The 17,250-nt window shown below is 72.6% G+C and carries 11 protein-coding genes; 6 read left to right on the top strand and 5 right to left on the bottom strand.

The window, feature by feature from the left end; genetic code table 11:
- Nucleotides 1–51 precede the first annotated feature (51 nt).
- The 3 genes from WMF26_RS33230 to WMF26_RS33220 are packed head-to-tail and all read right to left on the bottom strand — an operon-like array spanning nucleotide 52 to nucleotide 6,133.
- Nucleotides 52–543, bottom strand: coding sequence for a hypothetical protein (locus WMF26_RS33230; protein ID WP_437996003.1), 492 nt, complete (start codon nucleotides 541–543; stop codon nucleotides 52–54).
- On the bottom strand, nucleotides 540–4,157 hold the full coding sequence (locus tag WMF26_RS33225; RefSeq protein ID WP_437996002.1) for an nSTAND1 domain-containing NTPase: 3,618 nt from the start codon (nucleotides 4,155–4,157) through the stop codon (nucleotides 540–542). Before WMF26_RS33225 ends, WMF26_RS33230 begins: the two co-directional genes overlap by 4 nt.
- A complete protein-coding gene (locus tag WMF26_RS33220; protein WP_437996001.1) occupies nucleotides 4,154–6,133 on the bottom strand; it encodes a CHAT domain-containing protein in 1,980 nt (659 codons plus the stop codon). Before WMF26_RS33220 ends, WMF26_RS33225 begins: the two co-directional genes overlap by 4 nt.
- Before the next feature lie 538 nt (nucleotides 6,134–6,671).
- Between WMF26_RS33220 and WMF26_RS33215 the strand changes: the two genes are divergently transcribed.
- From WMF26_RS33215 to WMF26_RS33205, 3 genes are read left to right on the top strand one after another with little or no spacing between them, the layout of a single operon-like run.
- A complete protein-coding gene (locus WMF26_RS33215) occupies nucleotides 6,672–7,994 on the top strand; it encodes a PEGA domain-containing protein (protein ID WP_437996000.1) in 1,323 nt (440 codons plus the stop codon).
- The gene (locus WMF26_RS33210; protein WP_437995999.1) at nucleotides 7,994–9,109 is read left to right on the top strand and encodes a DUF1566 domain-containing protein; all 1,116 of its coding nucleotides are present in this window, start codon (nucleotides 7,994–7,996) and stop codon (nucleotides 9,107–9,109) included. Before WMF26_RS33215 ends, WMF26_RS33210 begins: the two co-directional genes overlap by 1 nt.
- Nucleotides 9,109–10,107: an Lcl domain-containing protein gene (locus WMF26_RS33205; protein WP_437995998.1), complete on the top strand. Its 999-nt coding sequence runs from the start codon at nucleotides 9,109–9,111 to the stop codon at nucleotides 10,105–10,107. Before WMF26_RS33210 ends, WMF26_RS33205 begins: the two co-directional genes overlap by 1 nt.
- Before the next feature lie 474 nt (nucleotides 10,108–10,581).
- Here the strand turns inward: WMF26_RS33205 and WMF26_RS33200 are convergent, their stop codons facing one another.
- Nucleotides 10,582–11,334: a hypothetical protein gene (locus tag WMF26_RS33200; protein ID WP_437995997.1), complete on the bottom strand. Its 753-nt coding sequence runs from the start codon at nucleotides 11,332–11,334 to the stop codon at nucleotides 10,582–10,584.
- Between the two features lie 192 nt (nucleotides 11,335–11,526).
- On the bottom strand, nucleotides 11,527–12,846 hold the full coding sequence (locus WMF26_RS33195) for an RNA polymerase sigma factor (protein ID WP_437995996.1): 1,320 nt from the start codon (nucleotides 12,844–12,846) through the stop codon (nucleotides 11,527–11,529).
- Between the two features lie 300 nt (nucleotides 12,847–13,146).
- On the opposite strand from WMF26_RS33195, the gene WMF26_RS33190 reads away from it, so the two are divergent.
- The 3 genes from WMF26_RS33190 (at nucleotide 13,147) to WMF26_RS33180 (ending at nucleotide 16,516) form a co-directional block, all read left to right on the top strand.
- The gene (locus WMF26_RS33190; RefSeq protein WP_437995995.1) at nucleotides 13,147–14,133 is read left to right on the top strand and encodes a hypothetical protein; all 987 of its coding nucleotides are present in this window, start codon (nucleotides 13,147–13,149) and stop codon (nucleotides 14,131–14,133) included.
- 32 nt (nucleotides 14,134–14,165) lie between these two features.
- Complete coding sequence (locus tag WMF26_RS33185; RefSeq protein WP_437995994.1) at nucleotides 14,166–15,281, top strand: hypothetical protein; 1,116 nt, start codon at nucleotides 14,166–14,168, stop codon at nucleotides 15,279–15,281.
- Nucleotides 15,282–15,592: 311 nt separating this feature from the next.
- On the top strand, nucleotides 15,593–16,516 hold the full coding sequence (locus WMF26_RS33180) for a hypothetical protein (RefSeq protein ID WP_437995993.1): 924 nt from the start codon (nucleotides 15,593–15,595) through the stop codon (nucleotides 16,514–16,516).
- Nucleotides 16,517–17,250 lie beyond the last annotated feature (734 nt).

Below are 17,250 nucleotides of genomic sequence, written 5' to 3'. Positions count from 1 at the left end.
AGGTTGCCTCGAGAGCGCCTTTCATGGCGCACGCTCGCGCGTTCCAGTCCGTCACTCATCGAAGTTGTCGAAGCGTATCGGCGTCCTCTTTGCGGCCACGGCCTTCGCCGCGCCCGGCGGAGGTGGCTCGTGGAGGTCCACGAGCGCCGGCGAGGCCCCCGACTCCTTGATGGTCACGGTCTTCTCCCCGGTGCTCTTCGTCCCCTTGAACGCGCGCACCCGGTGCTGCTCACCCACCTTGCCAACCAGCTCGATGAGGCCGTCTCTCCGCCGCGCCGGCTGACCGTCCACCTCGACCGACGCATCGCCCGGCAGCACGACGACCGTCACCCGGCGCTCATCAGGCCCGAGCGCCCTGGGCTGCGCCCGCCGTACCGTTTCGGCGTCCGACGCCGTCGGTGCTCCGCGTTCCGGGCTCGCTGCGCCGGAGGTGGTCCCGGAAGCCGCTTGCTCGCCCGCGCCCCCGCCGCTCGCGGGCTGGCCGCAGGCGACGAGGAGCACGGCCATCCATCCGGCCGACGCGAACACGCGATGGGTCTTCAAGGTTCCTCCCCCTCCAGGAGCACGGGCGCCCTCCGGTGCGCGCGCTCGCACGCCGCGTACCGCTCCCGCGCCTTCGCAGCGGGCTCGCCAAGATAGATGCCCCGCATCTCCGGAGGGAGGCAATCCGCATTGGCGCCCTCCAGACCTCGGTTCAGCGCGCCCACGTCGATCGTCCAGGCGCGCGTCGTGTTGTTTTCCGCGACGGCGAGGATCCGCTGCCCGCCGTCCACGAAGGCTATGGCCAGGAGGGGCACCGGGGCCTCGAGCGTGATCGGCTCTCCCGTGGCGTCGGCGCTCCACAGGCGCAGGCCCGCCCTCAGCGACGAGGTGGCGATCCGCGCGCCGTCGGGGCTCCAGATCACCCGCAACACCGGGCTCCCGTGCTCGAACCGCGCCGCGCGGGCGCCGCTCTCCGCGCGCCACACCTGCGCGGTACCGTCCTCCGAGGCGGTGACGATCCGCGCGCCGTCGGGGCTCCACGCTGCCGCGTAGATCGCGCCCCCGTGCCCCGTGAGCGCCACCGGCTCGCCCGAGCCGTCGGCGCTCCACACGCGCGCCGTGTGGTCCATGGAGGTGGTCACGAGCCGCTTGCCGTCAGGGCTCCACGCCGCCGAGGTGAGGCCGTCGGTGTGCCCTGACAGGAGCACGGGCTTGCCCGTTCCATCGGCGCTCCACACGCGCGCCGTCCTGTCGTCCGAGGCGGTGACCACGCGGCCCCCCTCCGGGCTGAACGCCGCCGCGCGCACCCCACCGGCGTGCCCCGCGAGCGCCACGGGCTCGCCCGTGCCGTCCCGGCGGAGGATGCGCGCCGTCCCATCGAGCAAGGCGATCGCGATCCGGCTGCCGTCGGGGCTCAGCGCCGCGCTCACTACCCAACCCTTGTCGCCACGGACGGGTACGGTGGAGGCCGAGCCACCGCCTGCGCCGACGACCACCGGATCGCCGCTCCCGTCCGCGCGAAACACCCGCGCCGTCCCGTCGTCGTACGCCGCGGCGACGGCGTCGCCCCCGGCGCCGATGAACGCCGAATGGTAAAACCCCTGCCGCTCGCGCGGCAGCGACGCGAGCCACCCGGGGCGCCAGATCCTGGCCGTCGCGTCGAGCGAGCCCCCGCCCTCCTGCGCCGCCGCCGCGCCGGTGAGCACCCGCGCTCCATCGGGGCTCCACGCCGCCGACAGCACCGGTCCCTCATGCCCGCTCAGCACCAGCGGCGTGCCCCCTTCCGCGGGCCAGATCCGCGCCGTCTGGTCGCGCGAGGCGGTGGCCACGTACCGCCCATCCGGCCGGAACCCCACGAACGTGACCGCCTGGCCGTGCCCGGACAGGACGACCGGCTCGCCCTTGCCATCGGCGCTCCACACGCGCGCCGTCCCATCCGCCGAGGCGGTGGCGACGCGCCTGCCGTCGGGGCTCCACGCGGCGTGGAGAACGTCGCGCGCGTGTCCCTCGAGCGTGACCGGCCTGGCCTTGCCCGACACTTCCCAGATGCGCGCGGTGCTGTCGCTCGAGGCCGTGACGAGGCGCGTCCCGTCGGGGCTCAGCGCGACGAAGCGCATGGCGCCCCTGTGCCCTCGGAAGACGACCGGCCGCCCCGCCCCTTCCGCGCTCCACAGGCGCGCCGTCCCGTCCTCCGAGCCGGTGAGCACGCGCACGCCGTCCGGATGGAACGACGCGACCGTCAGCGGCCCCGTATGGCCCCTGAGCTCGATCCCGCCGCTGCCATCGGCGCTCCAGACCCGCGCGGTCGCGTCATCGCGCGACGCCACGACCACCCGCGCGCCGTCGCCGCTCCAGGCCGCCGCCGTGACGGGCCCGGCGTGGTCGTCGAGCACGACGGGCTCGCCCGAGCCGTCCGCGCTCCACAGGCGCGTGGTCCCGTCCTCCGAGCCGGTGAGCACGCGCGCGCCGTCAGGGCTGAAGGAGGCGGCGGTGATCGGCCCGGCGTGGTCGTCGAGCACGACGGGCTCGCCCGAGCCGTCGGCGCTCCACACGCGCGCGGTCCCGTCGGCCGAGGCGGTCAGGACCCGCTTGCCGTCGCGGCTCCACGCGGCCGCCGCGAGCGCCTTCTCGTGGCCGCGGAGGGTCGCCTCGAGCGTGTTCGCGGCGAGGGCCTCGCTCGCCAGCGCGACCCAGCCGCGCGCCTGCGCGGGCCGCTGCACCTCGGCGAGCAGCTTCGTCGCCCAGGCGAGCTGGCCGCCGTTCTTGAGCTCGCGGAAGCCGGCGAGGAGCCGCGCGTCCGACGCCTCGATCGCCGTCTCCTCCGCGCGCTCGCGCTCCCGGTCCGCGGCGCTCCGGGCCGCCTGCGCCTTCCGCTGCTGCTCCAGCGCCCAGAGGCCCATCGCCGCCGTGCCCGCCGCCACCGCGAGCGCCGCGAGCGCGAGGATCGCCAGCGAGCGCCGCTGCGCCCGCGCCTTCGCGAGCCGCGCCTCGACCTCGGCGCGCTCGCGCCGGAACTCCGCCTCCTGCGCCTCCTCCCGCCGCCGCTGCTCCTCGTCCCGCTCGCGCTGCTGCCGCTGCTCGTAGACCCGCCTCGCCAGCCAGTCGTGGCCGATCTCGAAGTACCGGGTGCCCTGATGCGCCTCGGCGTGCAGGATCGCCGCGCCCTCGAGCGCGCCCAGGATCGGCCCGAGCTTCTCCGCGGGCACGATCCGCAGGAGCTCCTTCTCCGTGCGCAGCGTCCGGCTGCCGTCCCCCGTGACGAGGTGATCCTCGAGCAGCCGCCGCGCCGCCGGGGCCAGCGGCCCGAGGGCTTCCAGCGTCGCGTCGAAGTACCGGCGCAGGATGGGCTCGGCCTCGATCACCCCCTCGGCGCCGCCCTGGGCGCGCTCCTGGAACAGCGCGCGGCACACGATCTGCGCGTAGGCCGCCTGCACCTCCGCCGCGTCGGACGGGCTCTCGCCGGGCGTCCGCACCTCCCGCATCAGCCCGCGGAGCTGCTCCTCGTCCCAGCGCTGCGGCGGCTGCCCCTTGGCCGCCGTCCGGCACACCGCCTTGACCATCTCCCCCACCGTCATCGGCCCGAGCCGGAAGCCGTGCGCCAGGAGCTCCTTGCGGTCGCGCGCGCGGTCCCGGAACCGCCCCAGGTAGTCCTCCCGCAGCGACAGCACGATCTGCAGGCCCTGGATCGGCGCCCGCGCCAGCCGGTGCACCCCGTCGATCAGCGCCTCGGCCTCGGCCTCGGAGCGCTCCGGGAAGAGCAGCTGCTCGATCTGGTCCAGGTAGATCAGGATCGGCTGCTCGCTCCGCCGCTCGGCGAGGACTATCGCGTGGTCGAGCGCCTCGATCGGGGAGAGGTCCGGCGGCGGCGCGCCGAGCTCCAGGTCGTCGAAGAGCGCGCGCGCGAGCCACGGGAGCGGCGCCTCGCCCGGGGGCCAGCCGTCGACGCGCACCACCTGGAAGTCGTGCGTCTCCTCCAGCCGGGGGATCACCCCCGCCTGCATCAGCGAGGACTTGCCCGCCCCCGACGGCCCGAACAGCGTGGTCGACGGGTGGGCGAGCAGCTGGTGGGCGAGCTTGGCGACGAGCGCCTCGCGGCCGAAGAAGCGATGCCGGTCCGCGACGCGGTACGGCTGCGCGCCGGGGAAGGGATTCGCGCTCTCCTGGTGATCGCTCACGACGCGTCTTCCCCGCCGAGCCCCTCGGCGAGATCCTCCACCGGCGACTCGAGCACCTCGACGCCCTCGCCCTTGCCCGGCAGGCCCGAGCCCTTCTCCCAGAGCCCTCGCTCGGCGTCCTCGGGATCGAGCACCGCGAGGCTGCCGCGCGGAACGCCCCGCGGATAGAGCCGATGGATCAGGAGGCGGTGGTGCCCGGTGACCATCGACATGCCGAGGAGCAGCGCCGGCCGGTAGGACAGCGTGCTCAGGATCGCGTTCGCCAGATCGCGCGGGAGCGCGCCGTCGAGATCGCGGAGGCCGAGCTGGTAGTCGTCCTCCGTCAGGAGGGGTCGGGCGAAGACCTGTTCCGGCGTGTAGCCGCCGTAGGGCCGGAACAGCACGATCTCCCGCTCCGGATCGATCGCCGCGGGCGGTGAGGGGAGCTCCTCCCAGCCCTCGCCGCCCGCCTCGCGGCACAGGATCAAGAGGCCCTCGTCCCCGGGCTGGATCACGTAGATCGTGCGCCCCGGATGCTGCTCGGCGATGGCGCGCTCGAGCCACGGGTGGCGCAGCAGGGTGGTGTGCGCGCCGGGGCCGACGAGGCCCGCCAGCACCTGGATGAAGGGCGGGGGCGGCGCGCCGTCGCGGAACGCCTTCTGGAACTCGGCGCCCAGCCGGGTCACGCCGCGGTGGAGCGCGAAGCGCTGGGCGAGCGCGCTCATCGGCAGCGCGGGCGAGGTCGGGACGGACGTCTTGACGAGCTCCTTGTGGAGCTTGTCGCGGAACCCGGAGAGCACCGGGCGCTGTCCCCGGAAGCGGTCCCCGAGCAGCAGCGAGAACGGCTTGCCGAGCAGCCGCGCGAGGGCCGGATCGAGCCCGCGAGCGGCTGGCTTCGCCGCCGGGGGCGGGGCGGGCGCGGCGATCTTGCGCCCCTTGAAGTCGAAGAGCACGCCGTCGGGGCCGCGGAGGTAGACGACCGGCGAGAACGCCTCGGCGCTCCCCTCGAAGGCGCCGAGCACGGCGCGCCGGGCCTCGTTCATGGCGGCGGCGATATCGCCCTTGCTGCGGGACGCGCCGGCGAGCGCCCGGTAGAGCTCCGTCGAGCAGGTGCGGGCCACGTCGGCCTTGACCGGCCAGAGGTGGGCGACGACCGCGTCCGCGCCGGCGCGGGCGAGGACCTCGGCGGCGGAGGCGAACGCGGAGGGGCGAGCGCCCTCGCACGCCTCGAGGACGATGAGCCGGAGGAAGCCGCGGAGGCTCGCCTTGAGCTGCTGGGCGAGGAGCTCGACGGGCAGCCAGGTCTCGTCGCCCCCGTCGTCGTCGGCGAGCCGCAGGACGGGAGCGCCGCCCTGCTGGCCGCCGTGCCCGAGGACGTGGAGCACGTGCGGGATCGGCTCGCGGCGGAGCCGATCGAAGAGGCCGGAGACGCTCGCGGCCGGCCCCTCGATGGGGTCGAGCCACTCGACCTCGCCGGCGTCGATGCGCTCGGCGAGCGCGCCCCGGAGCACCGCGAGGCCCGCGCTGCCGGTGGGCGCGACGGCGAGGACGCGCAGCGCGCCGCGCACGGCGCGGGGTTGCCAGGGCTCGTCGGTGGCGACGCCGCGCACGGGCAGGAGGTCCGGAGAGCTGGCCCAGAAGCCCATCGCCTCGCCGGGCTTGCAGAGCGCCTCCCACGGGACGGCCTGGAGCTCCGGGTCGTGGAGCCCGAGGCGCACGAGCAGCGGCCCGCCTGCGGCCTCGGCGAGCCGGGCGCGGAGCGGGTCGATGCCGCCGTCGAGCACGGCGCGCTGGAGGGCCTGCGCCGTGTCGAGCAGGCCGGCCGCGAGCGGTCGGCCGCGCCCGGCGGCGGCGCGCACGGCGGCGGCGAAGCGGGAGAGGGCCTCGGCGTCGAGGTCGGGGCCGAGGGGATGGGGGGCGGTCTGCTCTCCGCGGCTGCCGCGCGCGCCGGCGCGCACCTCGGCGCCGGCGCGCGCGAGGTCAATCTCCATCCACATGCGTGGGTCCTCGCGGCATGGGGTTGGCGCCGGAGACTACGCCACCGGGCGCGCGTTCGCGCAGGAACCTGTGAGGAGCGCCAGATCTTCATGCTCTCGTACGGGCGCGGCGATCCAGGTGGGGAGTTGCCGGGTGGCCCCGGTCTTCGCGAACGGGGACGCATTCTTGACAGTCGCAGGGAAGTATCCTTGTATGGCCTGTGACGCTCGCTTCGCCGAGAGAATGGGGGAGAGCCCGAGCGCTGCTGGCGCGCCTCGACCCTGAGAACGCGCTGCCTCGGCTTCGCCGCTGGGTCCTGTGAGCTCGGCGCGAAGACCAGGCCGAGGGCTCGTCGCGTCGGTGGAATGGTCGTGGCGAGATGGAGAGGAGCCGGGCATGAGGAGGTCTGCGGCGGGTCGCGCGGTGGCTGGATCGGCGATGATCGCGGCGCTGCTGGTGGGGAGAGCGGCCGGAGCGCAGGCGCAGGCGTCCGGCGCAGCGCGGGCGGCGGCGGCGGACGATTCGCACGAGGGAGCGCGCGCGCACTTTGAGCAAGGGATGAAGCACTTCGACGCGGGGGACTACCAGGAGGCGTACGACGAGTTCCGCAGATCGCTGGCGCTGAAGAAGACGAAGGCGGCGATGGCGCAGGCGGCCTCCTGCCTGAGGCAGCTTGGGAGGTACGACGAGGCGCTGGATCAGTACGAGGAGGTGCTGCGGGAGTACCCGAACCTGCCGGCCAGGTTCGGGGCCGATGTGGCGACTGCCATGGCGGAGCTCTCGAGGCTCGTGGGGACGCTGGAGATGGCGGGCGACGCGCCGCCGGGAGGGTCGCTGTTCGTCGATGACCGACTGCGCGGGAAGCTGCCGCTCTCGGAGCCGCTGCGCGTGGCGGTGGGCACGCACAGGATCCGCGTGGACAAGGACGGATTCGAGCCGATCACCGCGGTCGTGGACGTCCTGGCCGGGCAGAAGAGCGTGGCGGAGCTGCGTGCGAGCGTGAGGAAGGGGCGCCTCTCGGTGAGCGAGCGGCACAACTGGGTGCTCACCGTCGAGCTCGACGGCAAGGAGGTCGGGGTGACGCCGTGGGAAGGGCTGGTGGAGCCGGGCGAGCACCAGGTGCGGCTGCGCGGCTTCGTGGGGCTCGACGCGCTGGCGGAGTGTTCGGCGCCGGAGGCGGGGGCGGCGGCGGCGCGGGACCGGGCGAGGATGGCGTCGCCGGCCCAGGCGGCGGTGGTGAGGCCGTTCGAGGTGACACGGGTGATGCTGGGCGCGGAGGAGCAGGATGCGTCGCTGCGGATCGAGTCGACGCCCAGCGGAGCGCGGTTGACGATCGACGGCAAGGCCGTGGGGCTGACGCCGTGGGAGGGGCGGCTGCCGCTGGGCGAGCATGCGCTCGAGGTGAGCGCGAGAGGATACGTGCGGTCGAGGCAGCCGGTGCAGCTCGTGCGGCGGAAGCAGCGGGAGCTGTCGGTGGTGCTGGAGCGGGAGCCGGATCTGGCCGAGATACGCCGATTGAGGAACGTCATGGTCGGGGTGAGCTACGGGGTGGGGGCGCTGGGGCTCGGGGTGTTCGCGGTGACCGGAAGCATGGCGCTCGCGAAGGTGCGCGATATCAAATCGCGGTGCGGGGGGACGTCGTGTCCCGAGAGCGAGCGGGCGAACGTGGACGCGGCAGCTGACCTCGGGACGCTGGCGACCGCGGGTCTGATGATGGGGGCAGCCGGGGTGGGGGGGGGCACCAGCTTGCTGTTCGGGCTGGATCTGCGGCGGATCGAGCGGCGGGGCGGTGCGGGGCCCGGCGGCTCGCAGGCCGCAGGTGAGGTGGCGTGGACGGTGGGCATCGGGCCGGGGGGATTCGCGATCGAGGGGAGGTTTTGATGCGCAAGCCCTCTGGACGCACCGCGAGGGGCATCCTCGCGGCGACCGTCGTGAGCGCCGGCGGCATGGTGAGCGTGGCGTGCAACATGGTGCTGGAGATCGACGATTTCAAGTTCGAAGAGTGTGAGCGTGGCGTCTTGTCATGCGCGAACGATACTACGCCGCAGATCTGCGATGAAGACGGGCAGTGGGCAAACAACGGGCCTCCGTGTTCCCACCAGAACAAGGTGTGCTTCGCCGGCGTGTGCACGGGCGAGTGTGCACCGGACCAGAAGCGGTGCGCTGGACCGACGCCGCAGACTTGCGATGCGAACGGCAAGTGGCAAAGCGAGCCGTCGTGCGGTGCGGGGCAGCAATGCCGGGGCGGCATATGCGGCGGGGAATGCACACCTGGGGACCTGCGGTGCTCGGACGATCTCCAGAAGGCGCAGATTTGCAACGAGGAGGGGCAGTGGATCGATGAAGGCAGCTGCGTCGACGCTGGGGTGTGCAGTCCCGGGCGCTGCGATCGAAGCACCGGGCGATGCGTCGCGGCGCCGGCGCCAGACGAGACGGCGTGGCCGGACGGGACGGAGTGCGACGACCGTGATGTCTGCACCGTGTCCAGCAGCTGCCGGGCGGGCGTCTGCACCAGCAGCGGCCCGAGCAGCGACCGCGCGTGGGCGCACTGGCAACCCGCATCTCTGCGGTCGACGCGATATATATATACTGATACCGATCACGTCGTATTCGACAGTGTGACCCACCTGACGTGGCAGCGTAAGGTGCCCGCCGGGGAGTATGCATGGGATGACGCAAAGAAATACTGTGATTGCCTCAACGGCGTCAGCTACCCCGGTATCATCTGCGATGCCGACAAGGTTCCAGGCTATCCTTCGGGCTGGAGGCTGCCCACGCGGATTGAGCTTGCATCGATCGTAGACTACGAGCGTATTGACCCTGCCATCGACGAGGCTGCGTTTCCCGGCACTCCAGGTGAGTCGTTCTGGTCGTCGCCGTATGTGGCGATCGATTCGGCCGTCGCATGGTTCGTCGACTTCTTCGACGGCAGCGTGGGCCTCGACTCCTTCGACGGCAAGGTGGGCGGCGCGTACCGCGTCCGTTGTGTTCGCTGATGACGGGGAATTTGATGTTTTTACGTCTTGAAGTTCCTCGATCCGGGGCCGATGTCCTGGCCAGGACGATCGTCTTCCCCGCCGCGGTGGCGAAGCGGCGTGGCCCCCTGTCGCTGTTTGCCCGCATCCCACCGCACGAGCGGCTCGGCGGTGTGGCCGCGGATCGCGGCCTTCCGATCGGCAACCTCACCAGCCAGTCCTTCGCGAACGTCTACCTCGATGCGCTCGATCAGTTCGTGAAACGGCGGCTTGGGGTGGAGCACGACGTGCGGTATGTGGACGACGTCGTCCTCCTGCACACGGAGGCCGCGGTGCTGCGCGCGTGGGAGGGGCGGATCCGCACGTTCCTCGGGCTGCGGCTCTCGCTGGAGGCACACCCTGTCCGGGAGGTACGCCCGGTCGCCGAGGGGGTGGACTTCGTGGGCTACATCGTCCGTCCGGGGGACGTTTCTCATCCGGAGTTGTCAAGGCGAGGCGGCTGGCCTACCTGTTCGAGCCGGCGCCGGGAAAGGAGGTGGACCATGAAGAGGCTTCGTTCGAAGGTTCCGGGGCACGGGTGGGTCGCTGCCGCGGGGCTCGCCACGGTCGTCTTTTCCCTCGTCCGGGTGCCCTCTGCAGAGGCAGATGCATCATGCGATGCGCGATACACCATCTCGGAGGACACCGTAAGGGACAATGATACAGGCCTCACCTGGCAACGACAGGTGGATGGCGGAGAATATGCGTGGTCTGATGCGTCCCTCTACTGCAAGGGCCTGCAGCTGTCGGGTGCCGGCTGGCGATTGCCGACTGTTTTTGAGCTGCAAACTCTTGTCGATGACAGCAGAGGCCATCCAGCTATCGACGAAAAGGCCTTTCCTGAAACGCCATATGAGTTTTTCTGGTCATCGTCGTCTCTCGCGAACGATCCGAACCGCGCGTGGTACGTCTCCTTCGACATCGGCGACGTGAACAGCGGCATCGCGGGCTCCATGTGCCGCGTCCGTTGTGTTCGCTGAGGACGGGTCGATTCGACATTGGGCACGATTGACATTTGTATGCTTTACGAGGGGAAAGAAGCCGGTTCCGGTCTCCGAGAAGACGTGAGTGAGCTCGCGCCCCGTGCTGCTCGTCGCCGGCACCGCGGCTGAGCTCGGCCAGCTGGATGAGGACGGCGGCAGCGGTGCCCGAGCGCCTCTGCCCCGGCGAACGCGGCGGCAGGCCAAAAGCGCGGCGGTGGGCCCTCCGCCGCCTTGAAATGGCGCTCTCTGGCACGCAGTCGCCCGCTTCAAGGCTTGAACGGCCGACTCGGCCGCCCAGCCGACGATTTCATGCCATGAAATGGCCCTCTGGGCCGCCCAGCAGCCCATCTCATGCCCTGATCCGCCCCGCTGGGTTCCCGAGTCGGCCATCTCACGCCTTAAAATGGCCGACTCGGTCCCCGAGTCGCCCGCTGCAACGCTTGCATCAAGCGTTGCAGCGGAACCGCCGGCTCACGCCTCCGGCGAGGCCTCCGGCTGGCCGGCCGGCGCGCCCGTCGGCGCCGTCGACGCCGCCGGCGCGGCCGGCTGGCCGGTCGGGAGCGCGTCGCTCACGCCGCTCGCGCGGTGGATCTCGGCGAGGTCGTCGAAGATGAGCGGCAGGAGCTCCGGCTTGCCGAGGTGGGCGAGCAGCCCGCGCACGAGGCTCTTGTTCGCGTTGTAGACACCCAGCCAGGCGTCGCGCGCGGTCGACACCTCGGGGCCGAGCTCGAGCCGCTCGACCCGCGAGGCGCGCTGCTGCCGCTCGATGATGCCGAGCTTCTCGTGCGCCTCCCGGAGCTCGGCCAGCCACATCTCCGCGCCTCGCACCTTGTCGCGGTGCTTCTCGAGCTCGTCGGCGATGTGCCCGACCGCGGCCGTGAGCTTCGTGAGCCGCCGGCGCGCAAGCACGCTCGGCGCCTCGCCGCGGAAGAACACCTTGGGATCGACCGGCCTCCCCTTGAGCGAGTCGAGGTACGCGGAGAACCGCACCACGACGTCCCGCGCCTCGTCGAGCACCGCGCCGCTGTCGAGCTGCGGCGCCGGCCTGGGCTGGCGATCGAGGACGTCGGACATCGCCTGATCGGCGACGAGCTGCTTGCCGATCGCGAACTCCACCATGTCGTCGAGCGGCGGGACCTTGCCCATCAGGACCGCGGCCATCTGCTCGCGCGCGAACTTCCCGTAAATCTTCGTCTCGAAAGGATCGATGTAGGGGTCTGCCACAGGCGCCTCCTTGGGTTGAGCAAAACGGGGCCATGTTGGCGGGCCTGGGCGGATATGGCAATGCCTGGAGGACTCGCCAGGACGGGATGGCAAGAATCGGGCGCCCTGCGGCCGAGCAGGCCATTGGCTTCTCCATCGCTGCTGATCTCTTTCACCCTCCTTGTTGCGGCATCGCGACCCATGCGGCGTCGCTCACCGCGATCGCGGCGGAATGCTGCTCACCGGCGCGTGGCCGTGTCCATGGCGGTCGACGTCCGCGCGCAGCCGTCGCAGGATCTCCTCGCGGTCGCCTGCGTAGGCACCTCGCGGGAAGTCGCGCCGGTGCCGCTCGAGCAGGCGTCTCGCATCGACGGTTCGACCGGTGGCGAGCGTCGCGATGGCCAGCCGGATCAGCCGCTGTTCGGGCGTCGATCGGGCGCCCTCGCCCCGAGCACGCGCGGACGAAGGCCGCGCGGTCGCCCGGTGGTGGCTCGCGGTCTGGAGGGCGCGAGTCACGGCGTCGGCGCTCAGCGGCTTCGAGGGCTCCTCCGGGCTCGGCGGGACGGCGCTGCCGTGCTGGGCTGGCCCGGCGGGAGCTGGCCTCGCGGCGCGCGGAGAGCGCAACGCGACCGCGTGGGCGTTCGGCAACGGGAACTCGCCGCCCCCGGCAGGGGCGAGCAGGACGAGCGCGCCAGCCACCGCGCCGGCCGCGGCGCGGGCCGCCCATCGTCCGACGGCCGGCGTCGCCAGCGGCGCCACCGGCGACGTGCGCCGCGACCTCGCTGCTCGGCGGGCCTCTCCGTGAGACGGCGCGCGCCGGACGGCGCGGCGAGCCCGGTCGAGCAGCCGCCGCAGCGGACCTCGCCGCAGCGCGCGTCCACGCAGCAGCGGGCTCTCCCGCAGCGACCCCGAGGCAGCGCGCGCCTCGCCCAGGCCGAACGCGACGGCGAGCGGCGCGAGCAGCGCCCCGCGGCCGCGGTTCCGCGCCAGCCAGCGCCGCGCGGCGGCGCCGAGGCTCAGCCGCGCGAGCCGGAGGTGGTTCCACACGGTGCTGCGCGGGAGGGCGTGCTCGTCGGCGATGTCCTGGACCGCCGCCTCCTCCAGATCGTGCGCGACAAGGATCTCGCGGCGCGCCGGCGGGACCGAGAGGAGCAGCTCCGCGAGGATCTCGCTCCGCTGCGCCTCGATGAGCCGTGTCTCGGAGTCCGGCGCATCGCTGGAGAGCTCGTCGAGCGCTTCCTCGGGCCACAGCGCCTCGTGCCGGCGATGGGCGCGCTTGCGCTCGTGAGAGACGAGGTTGAACGCGATCCGCAGGAGCCACGCGCGCACGGTGCCGAGGCGGGGATCGAACCGGGACAGCGACCGCGCGGCGCCGTGGAAGATCTCCTGGACCAGGTCGTCCCGATCCGCGCCATGGAAACCTTGCCGCTCCACGTAGCGGCGAATGGCCTCCTGGTGCTCGGCCATGATCACCTCCAGCGTGAGCGGTGATCCCTCGGCAGCGTCGTCGGTCTCGCGAGATGGTTTCCCCATACCAACCCAGTTACGTGGCGCGCGTGTTCGACATTTGAAAAACGCCATGCCGGACCGAGCCGAACCAGGCCCGTCGTGCTCGCGTACGCGCGCTCACTGCATCTGGCCGTGGACGAGGTGGCGGAGCATTCCGGAAGGTCACCAAAATTGCCTGACGATTGCGGCCATTTCGTCGCTCGCTCGGGGCCAACGCGGCTTGACCGCATGGATCCTGCCACGTAGGGTGCCGGGGAAATGGGCTTTACGGGCAGGTTGCTCCTCGCGGTGGCCGCCGCATCTGCCGTGTGGAGTTTCGCGGCGGTGTCCGTCGGCGAAGATCGCCATGATGAACCGTCCGGAGCGGCCGCGGCGCGCTCCACCGACGCGGACGAGGCCTTCGCGCGGGGCGAGAGGGCGCGGCGCGCCGGGCGGTGGGGGGAAGCGGAGGCGGCGTATCGCGCGGCGTGGCAGGCGGATCCGCGGCCGGAGCTCGCGGGGGAGCTGGGCCTCGTCGAGCTCGCGCTCGGGCGATTCCGGGACGCGGCGGAGCACCTCGGGGCGTCGCTGCTGTATCCGGAGACGCTCGCGCCGGCGGCGCGACGGCGCTTCTCCGAGGGGCTACAGCGGGCGGAGCGCGAGGTCTCGTCCGCGACCGTCGCGGTGAGCCGGCCCGAGGCCGAGGTGTTCATCGACGGCCGCCGGATCGGCCGCGGACAGGCGACGTACTTCGTTTACCTGGATCCGGGGCGGCACGAGGCGCGCGGCAGGCTCGAAGGGTATATCGACGAGGTCTATCCGTTCGAGGCGCAGCGGGGCCGGGAGTCGATGATCGGCCTTCACCTGGAGCGCAAGCCCGCGCCGCCGGCTGCGGTGCCGGTGGCGCCGGTGCGGGCCGCTGCCGCTGCTGCGCCCGCACCGGCGAGCGGGCCGGCGGCGGGCACGGTGTTCCGCATCGGCGGGGTCGCGCTGGCGGCGGCCGGGGTCGCGCTGGGCGTAGGCCTCTCGGTCGAGGCGTCGGCGCGCGGCGACGAGGCGGCGGCGCTGGAGGAGGCGATCCGGCGGCGGGGCGGGCCGTCGGCGTGCCTGTACGACGAGCACAAGGCGGCGTGCGGGGAGCTGGGCGACAGGCGCCGCGCGCGCGACACGCTCGAGGCCGCGGCCTGGGCGAGCTTCGTGGGCGCCGGCATCGTCGGCGCGGTCGCGCTCTCGTCGTTGTGGTGGGCCCCGGCGCCGGGCACGAGCGCCGTGCGCGCCGTGCCGCTCGCGACCGCACAGGGCGGGGGCGTCCTCGTCGTCGGCGCCTGGTAGGCTGCGAGGGGACCCGTGAGGAGGCGAGGATCATGAGAGGCATGCAGGGCTTGCTGTCGGGGCTCTTGTTCCTCGGCGCGGGCGGCCTGGCGGCGGCGGGCGGGTGCGGCGGCGGCGGGGAGTACGGCTGCGCGGAGGAGGTCGCCTGCGAGATCGTCAACGACGACGGCACGAGCAACGGGCACTGCTGGGGCCGGTGCGTGCCCGAGGCGCCCGAAGACATGCCCGCGCCGGAGCTCGTCTGGACGGGGGCCGAGCCGCTGGCGCCGTCCTGCGACGATCTCGTCTGGGTCATCCCCGGGACGGCGGGCGAGGTGGTGCAGCTCGCCTTCGAGCCCGCGAAGTTCAGGGGGCGGACGCTGCCCAGCGAGAGCCACGAATGCCCCACGTGCGCGTGCTCCTCGCCGTCCTGCGCGCTGCCGTCCGACGTGAGCGCGAGCTCGCAGTTCATGTGCGGGGAGGGGCCGGAGGAGACATGGACGCCGTTCGCGCCCCCGGCAGGCTGGGACGGCGCGTGCGTGTCGCCGGGCTGGGTGGGGCCGGATCAGCTCGGCTCGCTCGCGATCGGTCCGACCCGCGAGGTGCCGTGCGCGCCGGTGGTCGAGGAGGCGCCGGTGCCCCGCGATGCGCCTGCGGTCGAGGTCGCGGTCGCATGCCGAAGCCGGCTGGTCCATGACCTGTGCGCGCTGCCTGGCCAGCTGTGCATGATCTACCAGCAGCAGGACCACCTGCCCGAGGGCTGGCGGCACTGCCGCCGCTTGCCCGGGAAAGATGTCTCGTGCGAGGCGCCTGCGGAGCCGGGGAATCCCTGGCCGACGTACTCGGAGAAGCTGGGGGTGTTCTATACCGAGGTGAACGACACGCGCGACTGCACGCCGTGCACCTGCAAGGCGGTCGAGGAGGGCCGGTGTGAGGCAACGGTGTCCGCGTACCAGGACCGCGCGTGCGGCGCTCCGCTCGTCAGCGCCATCCTCATGACGGAGGCAGGGATCTGCCACGACCCTGTGCCGGATTCCACGCTCGGGAGCCTGAGCGCGGCGTGGCTCGTCAATGAGCCCGGGCGCTGCATCCCGGAGGGCGGCGTGGGTGTGGGCGAGCTGAAGGGCGAGGGGGCGCAGACGATCTGCTGCCTGCCCAGGGAACGGTGATGCTGCCGGCGGATCGCGGGCGCCGGGGCGACGGGTGCGTCGCGCCGGGCGCGCCGCCTGGAGGCGAAGGACGTGCGCGGGCTCGTCGCGGGCGGGCCGAGGGAGGCGGTGAGGTCGAGATGAGATCGCGAAGAACGCGGTGGCGCTGCGCTCGCTGAGCGCTCGCGCTGGCCGGTCTGGCCGGCACCCTCGGCGCGGGAGGCTGCGGCGACGACGACCGGCCGTCCTGCGGCCAGCTGTGGAACCCCTGCCCGGTCGTCAATCCCGACGGCACGAGCAACGGCGTCTGCTGGGGCAAATGCGTGCCCCGCGTGGGACTAGCCAGCTTCTCTGATCCGCTGCTCTTCTGGATCGGGCCCGAGGAGTCCGAGCCGTCGTGCGAGGACCTCGTGGCCGACGACCAGTATACGGGCGAGCCTGAACCCATCGCCCGGACCACATTCACGACACTCCGCTCGATCCAGCCCGGCGAGACGGTCTGCGGCGAGTGCAGCTGCGGCGAGGGCGCTTGCTCGTTGCCGCGGATGGTCGCGGCGAACTCCCTCTCGTCCTGCGAGCAGATCCCGGAGGCGACGAACACGCCATTCAATCCGCCTCCCAGCTGGGGTGGGGACTGCATCTCGCCAGGCACCGTGCCGTCATCGCAGGTCGGATCGATCTGGATCGGGCCGGTGGTCGAGTCGTACTGCAAGCCCAGGGTCCGCGAGGTGCCCCCGATCCCGGAGGGGCCTTCCCAGGTCGCGGTCGTGTGTGTCGGCGGCGTGGCCCCTGTCTTCTGCCCGGGGCCCACGGAGCTGTGCATGCTGAGCCAGCAAGAGGCCCATGTGCCCCCGGGGTGGCGCTACTGCGCCGTCGCGCAAGTCCGAGGTGTCCTGGACTGCCACCCGCCTGCCCCACCGGGCGAGCCACCGCTGTTCTCGGAGAGGTTCCTCTTCTATCAACGCGATCTGTCCGATCCTCGAAACTGCGATCCGTGCGGCTGCGCGTCCGATGGCCTGAATCGGTGCGAAGCGCGGGTGAGCGCCTATGCGGACCGCGCGCGCAGCGACAGCGCGCTCATCGGGACCGCGGACCTGGCCCGCGGCGAGGAGGATGCCTGCCTGCACTTCGAGTCCGGGCCGGCGCTCGGCAGCCTGAGCGCGGAGTGGGTAGCAAGGGAGGACCCGCATTGCACGCCGTTCGGCGGGGAACCGCGTCCGCGCACCGTCTGCTGCCTGCCGGAGCCCGAAGAATGACGATGCGGCGTGTGTCCAGATCGAGGGAGCGGCACGCCCCCGGAGCGGGTGTTCGTGGGGCGGCGTGGGGGACGGACCGTGTTTGAGCCCGACAGGAGCAGCGGCTCGACGCCGCCGGCCGGGCGCCGCGGATGCGCTACCCCGTGCCAGGTTCCACGCTGGGAAGCCTGAGCGCGACGTGGATCGCCGACGCGCCCGGGCGCTGCGCGCCGGAGGGCGGCGCACGCTTCGACCCACCGGCGCGGCCGATCGCGCTCCGGCTTGCAGGTGCAAGGACGGCACGGACCTGGCGTGTGTGAGATCGCCGTTGACGCCAATCCCCGGTGGGAGGACCATCCGGAATCAGGGGAAGGCATGGGGCACGGGCTCAGGGGGAGGGCGAGCGCGCTCGTGCTATGCGGCTGTGCCTGTGCGCTCGTCAGTGTTCCGGCGCCGGCACATGCACTCGAGTTCAGCGGCGGTGTGAGCGTGGGCGGGATCCAGGTCGGGATCGAGCCCAGGCTTGCCGTGAGCCCTTTCGCCGGGTGGCTCTGGCGCAGCGAGGGGGACTTCCGGCTCGAAGTCCACAACATGCTCAGCATCGTGCCAGGGCAGGCGTAGGGGTCTACGATCGAACGGCCGTCACTCTCGGGTACGCCACGAAGACAACCACGGTCAGCCTCGGGCCGTCCCTGGCGATCTACTCGATGCCGGTGTGCGGTGCCGTGATCTGTGACCGCGTGGTGGGGGTTGCT

It is taken from the genome of Sorangium sp. So ce185 (assembly GCF_051526825.1).
Classification (GTDB): domain Bacteria; phylum Myxococcota_A; class Polyangia; order Polyangiales; family Polyangiaceae; genus Sorangium; species Sorangium cellulosum_D.
The sequence above is the reverse complement of the archived record's forward strand: the minus strand, read 5'-3'. Positions and strand labels throughout refer to the sequence as shown.

What these genes read in the sequence shown, in the direction of transcription:
- WMF26_RS33185 (WP_437995994.1), top strand. Translation starts at nt 14,166, where the DNA reads ATGAGAGGCATGCAGGGCTTGCTGTCGGGGCTCTTGTTCCTCGGCGCG.
- WMF26_RS33215 (WP_437996000.1), top strand. Translation starts at nt 6,672, where the DNA reads ATGAAGCACTTCGACGCGGGGGACTACCAGGAGGCGTACGACGAGTTC.
- WMF26_RS33195 (WP_437995996.1), bottom strand. Translation starts at nt 12,846, where the DNA reads ATGGGGAAACCATCTCGCGAGACCGACGACGCTGCCGAGGGATCACCG.
- WMF26_RS33220 (WP_437996001.1), bottom strand. Translation starts at nt 6,133, where the DNA reads ATGTGGATGGAGATTGACCTCGCGCGCGCCGGCGCCGAGGTGCGCGCC.
- WMF26_RS33210 (WP_437995999.1), top strand. Translation starts at nt 7,994, where the DNA reads ATGCGCAAGCCCTCTGGACGCACCGCGAGGGGCATCCTCGCGGCGACC.
- WMF26_RS33205 (WP_437995998.1), top strand. Translation starts at nt 9,109, where the DNA reads ATGACGGGGAATTTGATGTTTTTACGTCTTGAAGTTCCTCGATCCGGG.